This window comes from Megasphaera stantonii, from assembly GCF_025567065.1.
GTDB lineage: Bacteria > Bacillota > Negativicutes > Veillonellales > Megasphaeraceae > Megasphaera > Megasphaera stantonii.
The window spans coordinates 137,730-149,689 of the sequence record NZ_JAOQKD010000003.1; the positions used below are offsets into that span (position 1 = coordinate 137,730).

Annotated in this window: 11 protein-coding genes; 1 reads left to right on the plus strand and 10 read right to left on the minus strand. The window is 57.7% G+C overall.

The features are described 5' to 3' along the window. Window positions 1-180: 180 nt before the first annotated feature. Both OCV58_RS03470 and queC read right to left on the minus strand, forming a co-directional pair. The gene (locus OCV58_RS03470) at window positions 181-2,166 is read right to left on the minus strand and encodes a M13 family metallopeptidase (RefSeq protein ID WP_154876954.1); all 1,986 of its coding nucleotides are present in this window, start codon (window positions 2,164-2,166) and stop codon (window positions 181-183) included. 30 nt (window positions 2,167-2,196) lie between these two features. After that, window positions 2,197-2,886 carry a 7-cyano-7-deazaguanine synthase QueC gene (queC, locus tag OCV58_RS03475; protein ID WP_154876955.1) on the minus strand — a complete coding sequence of 230 codons (690 nt, stop codon included), beginning with the start codon at window positions 2,884-2,886 and terminating at the stop codon, window positions 2,197-2,199. 142 nt (window positions 2,887-3,028) lie between these two features. On the opposite strand from queC, the gene OCV58_RS03480 reads away from it, so the two are divergent. Beyond that, window positions 3,029-3,919: a DMT family transporter gene (locus OCV58_RS03480; RefSeq protein ID WP_154876956.1), complete on the plus strand. Its 891-nt coding sequence runs from the start codon at window positions 3,029-3,031 to the stop codon at window positions 3,917-3,919. A gap of 173 nt (window positions 3,920-4,092) precedes the next feature. Here the strand turns inward: OCV58_RS03480 and OCV58_RS03485 are convergent, their stop codons facing one another. The 8 genes from OCV58_RS03485 to OCV58_RS03520 all read right to left on the minus strand — a co-directional run bounded on the left by OCV58_RS03485 (window position 4,093) and on the right by OCV58_RS03520 (window position 11,960). Continuing rightward, on the minus strand, window positions 4,093-5,487 hold the full coding sequence (locus OCV58_RS03485) for an amino acid permease (RefSeq protein WP_267312776.1): 1,395 nt from the start codon (window positions 5,485-5,487) through the stop codon (window positions 4,093-4,095). 533 nt (window positions 5,488-6,020) lie between these two features. Continuing rightward, window positions 6,021-6,623, minus strand: coding sequence for a nucleotidyltransferase family protein (locus OCV58_RS03490; protein ID WP_154876958.1), 603 nt, complete (start codon window positions 6,621-6,623; stop codon window positions 6,021-6,023). Continuing rightward, window positions 6,608-7,375: a selenium cofactor biosynthesis protein YqeC gene (yqeC, locus tag OCV58_RS03495; protein ID WP_154876959.1), complete on the minus strand. Its 768-nt coding sequence runs from the start codon at window positions 7,373-7,375 to the stop codon at window positions 6,608-6,610. Before yqeC ends, OCV58_RS03490 begins: the two co-directional genes overlap by 16 nt. Next, window positions 7,350-8,438 (minus strand): XdhC family protein, encoded by a 1,089-nt coding sequence (locus OCV58_RS03500; protein WP_154876960.1) that lies wholly within the window; start codon window positions 8,436-8,438, stop codon window positions 7,350-7,352. The genes yqeC and OCV58_RS03500 overlap by 26 nt, the downstream gene beginning before the upstream one ends. A 25-nt stretch (window positions 8,439-8,463) precedes the next feature. After that, on the minus strand, window positions 8,464-9,486 hold the full coding sequence (locus OCV58_RS03505; RefSeq protein WP_154876961.1) for a sulfate/molybdate ABC transporter ATP-binding protein: 1,023 nt from the start codon (window positions 9,484-9,486) through the stop codon (window positions 8,464-8,466). Beyond that, a complete protein-coding gene (gene modB, locus OCV58_RS03510; protein WP_154876962.1) occupies window positions 9,483-10,154 on the minus strand; it encodes a molybdate ABC transporter permease subunit in 672 nt (223 codons plus the stop codon). The genes OCV58_RS03505 and modB overlap by 4 nt, the downstream gene beginning before the upstream one ends. Before the next feature lie 3 nt (window positions 10,155-10,157). Further along, window positions 10,158-10,994, minus strand: a complete 837-nt coding sequence (gene modA, locus OCV58_RS03515) for a molybdate ABC transporter substrate-binding protein (RefSeq protein WP_154876963.1) — start codon at window positions 10,992-10,994, stop codon at window positions 10,158-10,160. Window positions 10,995-11,027: 33 nt separating this feature from the next. Continuing rightward, a complete protein-coding gene (locus OCV58_RS03520) occupies window positions 11,028-11,960 on the minus strand; it encodes an MOSC domain-containing protein (protein ID WP_154876964.1) in 933 nt (310 codons plus the stop codon).

Sequence of the window (11,960 nt, forward strand, 5' to 3'; positions counted from 1 at the left end):
TCCGTAGCAATACTGTTCCAACTGGTACGTTTTTCGTCCCATGTGGGCAATATATACAGTGCTCGACGTTGCTCGAGCACTGTTCGTCCTTGATTGTACCGTATCCCTTTCAATATTGCAAGTCCTAAATAGGGCATTATCTCCAAAAACTATAGATTCTATGCAAGTATTACAAACATATTACCAAAGCTTTACCCGCTGTTCCGGCGCGACGTACATGCCGTCGCCGTTCTCTACGTCATAGGCCTCGTAGAAGGAATCCGTCGCCGAAAGCGCGCCGTTGACCCGGGCCTGCATGATGGGATGCGGGTCGGTCTGCACGCTCTGCAGGAGCAGCTGCGGCGTCATTTTGCTGGCAAAAATAGCGGCGAAATTGCGGTACAAATCGCGCAGCGTTTCTTCGTCGCAGCCGGCGATTTCCGTCGCGACGGACAAGCCGCCGCAGTCGGCAATGGCTTCGTTGGCGACGAGAGCCCCGTTTTCATACAGTCCCTCACCTACTTTATAGCGGCTGTAATAAGGGGCGAAGGCCGCGGCTTTTTGCCGGAACCTCGCATAATCGCCGGCAGTCCACCAGTTCTTCATATTGCCGTCCTTGTCGTACTGGCTGCCGTTAGGATCGAAGGCATGGGAAATTTCATGGCCGATGACCACGCCGATGCCGCCGAGGTTCGCGCCGTACGAGGCGTCGGGGCTGTAGAAGGGCGGATTCAAGATGCCGGCAGGAATCGTAATGCTGTTGTTCGCCGGAATATACGCGGCGTTGACGTCCTGCGGCTGGAAAGCGTACCATTTATCCGGGTCAAAATCAGTCCCAATAAGCCGATGTACCTGAGCCTGTACCAGCACGGCGTTGTGCATGATATTGCGCAGCAAGTCGCCGCCGTCGGCTTCGGCTATGACATCGGGCATATCCTCAACAATCGGCTTGTCGTCCGCCGCCGGGCCGCCGACAAACACGCGCAGGGCGTCGAGCTTGCCTACGGCTTCCTTCTTCGTATCCTCGCCGAGCCAATCGTTTTTCAGCAAGCGTTCCCGATATACGCCGCGGATCTCGTCGATCATCGCCGTCACGTCCCGCACGGCGTCAGGCGAACAATGGTCCTTCATGTAGATTTGGCCAAATTCATAGGGAAGAAGGCCCTGAACCATGCGGCTCGCCGTCTCTTCGTCGCTGCGGCTCTTTGTGATGCCGAAGCGGTACTGCGTATAGGCCCGCTGCAAATCGCGAAGGCGCCTGTCGGCGTAAGGAGCGAAACCGTCCATGATGCGGAACACAGCGTAGCTCTTCAGCAGGGGCAGATTGTCCTGGACGTAGGCTTCGTCTAGTTTCTGGAGATACGCCGCGTCAGCCAGAAACAGCTTCTTCTCCTTTGTCAGCTTCCACGACGACAGCAGGCGGCGGCCGTCCATATGGGGCATGAAGGCTTCGATCTCGTTCCGCCTATACATCGTATTCAGCACGGCAAAGTCGTTGCGTTCCTCGCTGCTCAGCATAGCCGGAGCCCAGCGCTGTTCCATGGCGAAAATCGCTTCGGCCTGCCGGGCCGCTTCCTCTGCCGGGCACCCCGCCTCGGCCAGCACGTCGGCAATATACGTCTTATAGGCCTGCCATGCGCCGGGGTGCGGCTCCTGTTCCAGCTCGTATTTGCTCAAAATCGTCTCCGTCGGCACGATGCGGGCGGCGTAGCGCAGCGAATCGGGCATGCGGTCCGCCGTATAATCGACGAACACGGACGCGCCGGACGCTTCCCTTACCTGGAGCAGGGCCTGAGTCAGCTCGTCCGTCGTCTCAGCCTGCCGCACGGGAGCCAGCACGTCCTGCAGATGCTGCCGCGCCGTCGCGTCGCGCCGTTTCATATCGACAGCGCAGCGATATAAATCGGAGATTTTCTGCTCCGGCGTCCCCTTCGCGTACGAGCCTTCTTTGGCAGCGATTTCGTGCAGCTCCTGTTCCAAAATTTTCGTATTTTTCAGCGATTGCTCCTTAAACCAGGACCAGGATGGCTCCGTCGGTTCAATCTGTTTTTCCGCCAGCGTCGGCCCGTTGACGGCTAAGTAAAAGTCGTCCCGTTCCGAAACGGGCTCCTGGGCCTGGGCCGTGCCGAATGCCAGCAGAGCCGTCAGGACCAGCGCGGCCAGGCGTTGTTTCGTCCCATATTTCATCGGTATCCTTACTCCTTTACAGTGGGAAATCTATTTTGCAGTCAGTGCCGGGTCGGCAACGCCGTTGGCGGCAAAGGCCTTGGCCCGGTCGATGCAGGTCGCGCAGACGCCGCAGGGCTTGTCGCCGCCTTCATAGCAGCTCCAAGTTAGTTCGTAGGGAGCGCCCAGCCGCAGCCCTTCCTTGACGACGCCGGCCTTATTCCACGACAGCAGCGGCGCTTCCAGGCAGCACGTGCGGCCTGAGCCTTCGTAAATAGCCGTCGCCATGGCCTGTTCAAATTCGGGCGTACAGTCCGGATAGGCCCGTCCCGCCGCATCGTCGGCGTGGGCTCCGTAATAGATCGTCTCGGCGCCGACGCTGACGGCAATCGCCGCGGCATAGGATAAAAATAAGCCGTTGCGGAAGGGCACGTACGTATCGACAGTCCCTTCGCCGCCCATTTCCTTCAGCTGCTCCGCATACGATTCATGGCAGATTTCCTTGCCCCTTCCCTGCAGCAGGGAGCTGTCGCTCAGGGCGAAGGCCTGGGATAAATTCGTTTCTTTATGAGCCACGCCGTAATGGGCGGCTACCTGGCGGGCCGCCTGTATTTCCTTCGCGTGCTTTTGCCCGTAATAGGCCGTCAGGGCCATTACCTCGCCGGCGCCGTATCGTTCCACAGCCATAGCCAGGCAGGTCGTCGAATCGACGCCGCCGCTCAGCAGTACAATGCATTTCATATGTATTCTTCCTTTCCATCTGTACGATGCCCCTATTATACCATATTTTGCCAAGCCGTTTTTCCGACGAAATCCCTTGCATTCCCCTAGCCGTCCTTTATAATAAAAACCATAACGCACTATACTAAAGGGAGAAGATATCATGATCAAAGCGCTGCTGCTCATATACGCCATTTGGGGATTTAATTGGGTCGCCATGAAGGAGGCGACGCTCTTTTTCCCGCCGGTCCTCTTTGCCTGCTACCGCTTCGCCGTCGGCGCAGCCATCCTGCTGGCCGTCAACGCCTGGCTGAAGCTGCCCCTTCCGCCGCGGCGGTACTGGAAATGGATCGCCCTGACGGGACTGCTGCAGATCGCCGGCAACAACGCAGCCATGCAGATGGGCATTAAAGACCTGGACGCCGGCCTCGTCGCCGTCCTGAACTACAGCATGCCCGTGTGGGTCGCCATCCTGGCCCATTTCTTCTTAAATGAAAAGCTGACGAAGCGCAAGGCCTTAGGCGTCGTCGTCAGCATGATCGGCCTGGTCATCCTCATGCACATCGACTCCCTCGGCAACGCCTCCAGCCTGTTCATCACCATCGGCGGCGCCATTTCCTGGGCCGTCGCCAACGTCGTCATCAAGTATCAAAACAGCAGGCTGAAAGGCAAGGACTGCAATATGATTCAATACACGGCCTGGCAGATGACCATCGGCTCCATCATCTTATTCCTGTATACCAGCTGCATGGAAACAGGTCAGGTACACTGGACGCCCATGGCCGTCGCCTGTCTGGCCTACAACGGCATCCTGGCCTCCGCCCTGGCCTTCTTCCTCTGGAACTACGTCCTCACCTGCATGGAGGCCAGCAAGGCCTCTATTGCCGTCTTGGCCGTCCCCGTCGTCGGCGTCGTCTGCGGCATCCTCTTCTTAGGCGAAAGGCTGTATGTCAGCACGGCCGCCGGCATGGTGCTGATATTAGCCGGTATTATTCTCATCGTAGCGCAGAACTCAAAGCCCCTGTCCTCACGGTTTCATCGCTCAAAATCGTAACAACACCGAACATATACGAGCTTACGTAAAGCCACTGTATTCGAATTGCTATAAAAATTCGTATTCTTGTGCTTCCCATAATATGACTGAACCCCGCTTGCTATAAACAGCAGGCGGGGTTCAGCGTATGCATGTCAGTATATCATTATCAGAAAAAGGCTGGCTACTGTAACTTAATGCCCCTTCGTCGGCTGCGCAGCCGGATTCATATTGGCAACGGCAGAGCCGGCAGGAACGGTGCTTCGTCTCGTCTTAGAAATGATGCTGTGGCTGTAGCCGTAGCCGAAATAGATAGCCAGGCCGACGAGGAGCCAAACGACGAAGCGAATCTGCGTAACGAGCGGCAGCATGTAAATCAGGATGCCGCAGAAGACAATAGCCAGGGCCGGTACGAGCGGCACGAGCGGGCATTTGAAAGCGCGCTGCTGATTGGGATTCTTCTTCCGCAGGATGATGACGGCAGCCGAAACGATGATGAAGGCGCAGAGCGTGCCGATGTTGGTCATTTCCGCTACGGCGTTGATGGGCAGGAAGCCTGCCGTAATGGCCGTAATGACGCCTACGAGAGCGGAGCTTCTGGCCGGAGTTTTATACTTCGAATGAACGTGGCCGAAGAATTTCGGCAGCAAACCGTCGCGGGACATGACGAACAGCACGCGGCTCTGACCAAAGCTCATGACCAGCAGTACGGACGTAAGGCCGCAGATAGCGCCGACCGATACGGCCGCAGCGCCCCAGTGATAGCCGACAGCCTGCAAGGCGAAGGCAACGGGAGCCGCCGTCGTCTGGAACTGCATAAAGGGAACCATGCCGGTCAGTACGGCGGAAACGGCGATGTACAAAATCGTGCAGATAATCAAGGATAAGATAATACCGCGAGGCAGCGATTTCTGGGGGTCTTTTACTTCTTCTGCCGCCGTGGAAACAGCGTCAAAGCCGATGTACGCAAAGAAGATAATCGACGCGCCGGCGAATACGCCCGACCAGCCGAAGGGCATGAACGGAACCCAGTTCGAGGCGTCGACGTGGCTGAAGCCCAACGCGAGGAACAATGCGACGACGGCCAGCTTAATGGCAACGATGACGTTGTTGACGAAGGAACTCTGCTTGACGCCGCGGATGTTGACAAAGGCGACGACAGCTAAGATGAGAACGGCCGGCAAGTTGACGATGCCGCCGTCATGGGGAGCCATGGTCAGCGCCGTCGGCAAGGTAATTCCCAAGTTCATGAGAATGTTGTTAAAATACCCGGACCAGCCGATGGCGACGGTCGATACAGCGAAGGCATATTCCAAAATCAAATCCCAGCCGATGACCCAGGCCCAAAATTCACCTAAAGCAACATATCCATAGGTGTACGCGCTGCCGGCAACAGGAACCATCGCGGCAAATTCAGCGTAACATAAGGCGGCGCATCCGCAGGCCAAGGCGGCGATAATAAATGAAATAACCAGTGCAGGACCAGAATAATTTGCCGCCGCTACGCCTGTCAGGACGAAAATCCCCGTCCCTACAATAGCGCCGATCCCCAGCATGGTCAAACCGAACGTGCCGAGGATCTTGTTCATCCCGCCATCCATTTTGGTTTCGGAGATGAACTCATTAATACTTTTTGTTCTAAATATTTTTTTAGTCATAATACCCCTCTTTCCCCTATCTTCGTAATCGGAGTTATACGTATAACCCCCTGCTCCGATTACGTTCTCTATTATACTCCCTTATTTTAATTTGTAAAGGTTATTTTCTGATTTTATTTTATATTTTTATAGTTTTTGCGTCTTTATTTGGAAAATATTTTATAAAACAGGTATTTTAGTTAATTTTACATGTTCAATATTCATTTACTATATGACATTTATGAATACGGCTTCCCATACCGTATATACAAAGGATTTCCTATCATTTCATCTTTATATTGCATATAAATATCGCATTTCGCAAAAATCCTATTATGTTTCTTCGCGTAAGCATACGCGATTCCCCTCTATATAAAAATACTGCAAAGGAGCGTTGCCCAAACCAAAGAATAGGTACTCAAAGCCTCGCCGACATGACTTGGCCCATAAAAATAAGCGCCGGATTTTCTAATCCAAGCGCTTTTTTATAACCGTCTTCTCGCCGCTTCCCAGTCGTCTCTCGTATCGATGTCGCAAAGCTCGCCTTCCGGCACGGCGAACTGCCATAGGTCGTCCTCGTATGTCTCCAATATCGCCCTGCCGCCTCTATCGCCTTGCAGGGCCAGCAACTCGTCTTTATAAACATGGGAAAAAATCGCCGGACTGCCGCGGCGGCTGCCCGATACGGCGCAGCCTATGCCGCATCCCGACTGCGCGTATTGCTTGACGAAATCGCTTATGATCTCGCTGGAAAGAAAGGGCTGGTCGGCGGCGAAAAAGGCCCAGGCATCAGCGGCGGCAGACGTCTCTACTCCCAGGCGGACAGATGCAGCCATGCCTTCTCCGGCGGCCGTATTTTTCACGGCAATCGCACCATGAGCCCGACACCACGACAGAATTTCGTCATACTGGCTGACGACGTATAGGCAGCACGAGCACGACAAGGAAACGCTGATACGCCGCGCTGCGTCCTGCAGCTGGTCAAAGCCATGGCGATACAGGGGCTTGCCGGCCAGCGGAGCCAGCAGCTTATTGCCGCCAAAGCGCCGGCTGAAGCCCGACGCCATGTAAATCAATGCGATATGCACCGTATGTCCCCCCGTTCCTCTATATCGAAAAAAGTCGTCAGCCCTATGGGCTCGGCCATGCGGCGCAGCAAATCCTGTCCCCGCAGCCGGACCGCTTCACCATCGGCCTGATTGAAAACAGGTATAACCGGTACCTTCCAGTTTCGGCGCAAGGCTGCCAAACACGAAGTGACGACGGCGGCGAACACGTCGTCCGTAACGACTTGCCGCCGAGCCCATCGGCTTCGTTCCCAGCGGAAACAGACCTCGTCCAGAGGACGGCTCAAGGCAGACAATCCCGCCACATGGACGATGCAATCAGTACGCGGCGGAATAACCGGCTCGTGCGGACCGAAGCATTTCAGCGGCTGCCGCCGCGACCCGTCGGCTTCGACGAGGACGACGTCGGCTAAGGTCCGGCATACAGCAAAGAGAGCGTCGCCGCCGTAGCCAATCTTACCCCGGCCGTCCCGACGGCCGACGACTGCGAAGCCTTGCCCTTCCAGCAGCGATTTCACCGTCTCGGTATCGTCAGCCAGTAGTTCCGACGGCGGCTCGTACATATGGGTCGTCGTCGCTATGGCGACTCGTTTGCCCTGCCGGCGCAGCTCCTCAGCCAGCCGATAGATCCATGTCGTCTTGCCGCCTGAGCCGGTAAAGGCGACGACGTTTTTTTTCTTCTGCGCCAAGGACGAACAGCCATATGCCAATCCCTGCCGCAGCGACGGCATCTCTTCAGCCGCCCCGTTACGGCAGGCGAATATGCGGCACATCGGCGGCCCTCCACTTCTTCGCGTCGGCCTTTTCCCGACCTTCCCGCCGCGCCCTGACGGCGATGAGCTCCGCTGCAATGCTGACGGCGATTTCCTCCGGCGTCGCCGCAGAGATGGGAAGGCCGATGGGGCCGTACGTGTTATCTATTTCTTCTGCGGCAAAGCCGTCGGCTAATAGCTTTTCCCGCACGAAATACAGCTTATTTCTGCTGCCGATGACCCCGATGTACTGAGGCCGCAGCGGCAGTATCTGCCGCTCTACGACATAGTCGCCTACGTGGCCCCTCGTCATGATGCAGACGTAATCGTCTTCACCGATGTGGAAATCCGGCAGGTGCTCCAAGTCGGCGACGACGACGGACTCGGCGTCGGGAAAGCGTTCGGCATTGGCAAAGTCTTCCCGGTCGTCTACGACGACGCAGGAAAAACCGACGCGGGCTAATACGGGAACCAGGGCGCAGGCTACATGGCCGCCGCCGAAGATAAAGGCCCGGCTGGCTGAGAAGAAGGACTCGGCATACAGTAATTTCCCACCATAGGATATTAACTGTGGCTTATAGGTCGATGCATTCCCACTTTTCTGCAAAAAAAGCTGCAAATCCGCCATATGCTGTTCATCGCCGCAGCATATCGTCTCCGGCCCGGCGACGGCCATGGCCCACTGCGCAGGCTCCGTCATATCGCACAGGAGCAGATAGGGCCTGCGGTTTCGGCCATATTCGGCGATGGCGCTGATACAGGCCGCCGCCTCGGGCCCGATGTACTGGCAAAAGACCGTAAACGTACCGCCGCACACAGCTCCGATATCCGCCGCCGCGCCGGGGCTCAAATCATATGCCAGCAGCGTGGAAACACCGTCCTGCAAAACCCGTCTCGCCGCCTCGCAGGCCTTATACTCGCCAATGCCGCCGCCAATCGTCCCCACCGTATCGCCGGAAGTCAATACGAGCTGGCGGCTGCCGGCGCCGCGGGGCGTCGCGCCGTGACTTTCCACTACCGTCAGCAGCGCCGCCGGCCGGCCGGCGCGGAGTTCTTCTTCCAATCTCAGAAATACGTCGTCCATATATCCTATCCTTTCCGCATAGTCCTTATCGGTATAACAGCAATATATCCTCAGGCCGCACGCCCAACGTATCGGCGCGCCCGCCTTCGGCCAGCCAGACGAGGGGCGGCGCGTCGGGCCTCTGGCCGTCGCAGCGAAAGGCGACCAAGGTCCCAAAGGGCAGCTTTGTCTCTTCTGCAATCGAAACGGCATGCGAATTGACGGGCACGGCCGGGCTGAACGAACGCTCCCGAATGCCGATGGCGCATAATTCGTCCTTCACGTCGCAGGCCGCCGTAAATTCGCAGTTCCACGATGGCACGAAGACGGTCCTCCGCCCCGTTTTCCGGGCTGGCGCGATATTTCGGCAACCCATGAGGGACGCCGCCGTCTTCGATTGGGGTTGGGAAAATACAGCGTCCCGCTCGCCGATGATGTCGATGCGCCCGTCATGGAGGACGGCGATGGTGCGGCACAGGCGGTATGCTTCTTCATAGCTGTGGGTCACGACGATGACGTCCTTGCCGAATTGGCGCAGCACGCCGGTCAGCTCTGCCATGACCTGTTCCTTCAAGGCATCATCCAAGGCGCTGAAGGGCTCATCCAGCAGCAGAATATCCGGCTCGTTGACCAATATGCGGGCCAGGGCCACGCGCTGCTGCTGCCCTCCCGACAGCTGGGACGGCTTATGGTGTTCCAGTCCCGTCAAGCCGAGCCGCTCCATCATCGCCGCGACGATGGGACGCCGTTCGCTCCGGCCGACATGCCGGCGGACGCCGCAGGCGATATTTTCGGCCGCCGTCATATTGGGGAATAAGGCGTAATGCTGAAACAAATAGCCGACGCGCCGCTCCTGCACCGCCAGATTTACGCCCGTTTCCCCGTCGAAAAAGACGCGCTTCCCGACGGCGATGCGCCCCCGGTCGGGACGCTCGATGCCGGCGATGCACTGCAAGGTCTTGCTCTTGCCGCTTCCCGACGGCCCCAGCAGGCCCAGCACGCCGCAGGCCTGAAATTCCACGTCCAGGCAAAACTGACCGAGCCGTTTATAACACTGCACGTCTATCACGACCAAACCTCCTTCCGGCGGCGTTTCCGTTCCATCAGGCTGACCGTCACCAGGACGGCGGCGCTGATCGCGATGTTGACGAGAACCCAGATGAAGGCGCCGTACTCGTCGTTCGTCCGCCACAACTGATACACCGTCGTCGATATCGTCGCCGTGTTCTTGGGAATATAGCCGATGAGCATGCTCGTCGCGCCGTATTCCCCCAGCGCCCGGGCAAAGGCCAGGACGAGGCCGGCCAAAATACCCTGCTTGCAATAGGGCATGCGGATGCGCCAAAAAATATACGTATTAGATAATCCCAGGGTCTGCCCGCTCCAGGCCAGTGTCTCGTCAAAACTTTCAAAGGCGCCGCGGGCCGTCCGGTACATGAGGGGAAAGGCGACGACAGCCGAAGCCGCCACGCCGCCGTACCAGGTCATGACCAGGGGAAATCCTATATCATGGAGGAACATGCCGACAGGATGGCGCAGGCCGAAGACCAGCAGCAGAAGCCAGCCGCACACCGTCGGCGGCAGGACCAGGGGCAGCGTCAGGGCGACGTCGAGGACGCCCTTGACCAGGCGCGGCGCTTTCGCCACGTAATAGGCGGCGGCGATGCCGCAGAAAAAGACGAGGACCGACGAAATCGCGGCGATGCGCAGGCTGTTCCAAAGAGGATACCAGTCCATACCTTACCCCGCCCGGCTGAAGCCGACGCCTTCAAAGACGGCCATGGCCTGCTCGCTCTGGAGATAGGCCAGAAACTCCTTGGCCGCCTCCGGATGGGCGCTGGTCTTCAACACGGCCGCCGGATAGACAACCTGTCCGCACATATCTTTCGTCGCTTCGTCGACGGGCTTCAAGCCGGCGCTGTAGGCGTCGGTGCCGTAAATGACGCCGCAGTCGGCGCTGCCTTCCTTGACCTGCGTCGTGACTTCCTTGACGTTCGAACCGTACGTGATACGGCCCTGCTCAGCAATAGCCTGTTCGTCTAGCCCGTAATAAGCCAATATCTTCTGTGTATACTGGCCTACGGGCACGTCGCTGTTGCCCATGACCAGGCGGATGGAGCCGTCTTCAAGCTTCTGCGCCATGTCGTCGAAGCTGGCAATCTGCTTTGGATTTCCCTCCGGCGTCGCTAAAACGACCTTGTTTTCCAGCAAATCAATCCGCGTCCCCGGAAGCACAAAATCCAGCCGTTCCGGATTAGCCCGTTCATCCTTCGACGCATCGAGCTGGTCCATCTGCTTCTGGGCCGCCGAAATGAATACGTCGCAGGCCGCGCCGTTTTGAATCTGATGCTTCAGCGTCCCTGACGAGTCAAAATTATAGACGATTTCTACATCGGGATGCTCCTGCTGATACGCCTTGGCGATTTCGTTCATCGTCTCGGTCATGCTGGCCGCCGCAAAGACGGTGAGCTTCGTTTTCCCTTGCTCCGCTGCCCCCTGTTTCTCAGCACCGCAGCCGGCCAATACGGCAACACTCACGAGAAGCGTTATCATACCTAAGGCAGTCTTCCACTTCATACGTTCTTCATCCTTTCCGTTTGCTTGCGCATATTATCGGGCACACTCTCCGCCGTCGCCGCGGAGCAAATCCAGTCCATGAGGAATCGTATCTAAAAAAACGTCCATACATTCCCGGCAGGCCTTGGGGCTGCCCGGCAGGTTGACGATAAGGGTCTTGCCGCGAATGACGCTGACAGCCCGGGAAAGCATGGACCGCTTCGTCACGGCCAGGGATGCGGCCCGCATAGCCTCGGCGATGCCCGGAGCCTGCCGCGTCGCCACAGCGAGAGTCCCTTCGGGCGTCATATCCCGCGGCCCGAATCCCGTGCCGCCTGTCGTCAAAATCAAATCCAGCTGCCGCTGGTCGGCCAACCGCATCAATTCCTTTTTGAGAGGCTCCATGCCGTCGGGCAGCAGCAGCTCCTCTGCGACGTCGTAGCCCCGCTGCCGCAGCGCTTCGGCGACGACAGGGCCGCTTTCGTCCTTGCGCTCGCCGCGGCTGCCCTTATCGGACAAGGTAATCACCGCCGCCTGATAGGGCCTCTTTCCCCGCCGCGGTTCCACGACGATTTCGTCGCCGGGACGGATGACGCCGCCTTCCAGCACCCGGGCGAAGACGCCCTCACGAGGCATGATGCAGTCGCCCACGGCCTGATAAATGGCGCAGTGGCTATGGCATTCCTTGCCGATCTGGGTCATTTCCAGCAAGACGTCGCCGCATCGAAACAGCGTGCCTACAGGCAGAGACGAAAAATCAATGCCTTCGGCGACGATGTTCTCGCCGAAATCGCCGTACGATACGGGCGCGCCGCGGCGGCGGAATTCTTCTATTTTTTCCAGAGACAACAAACTTACCTGACGGTGCCAAGGGCCGCCGTGGGCGTCGCCTTCAATCCCCCAATTCACAAGACAACGGACAAAGGGCTCCGGCCGCTTCTGCGTCCCCTTGACCTTGCTCGTACAAACAGCTCTTACAATTCCCAT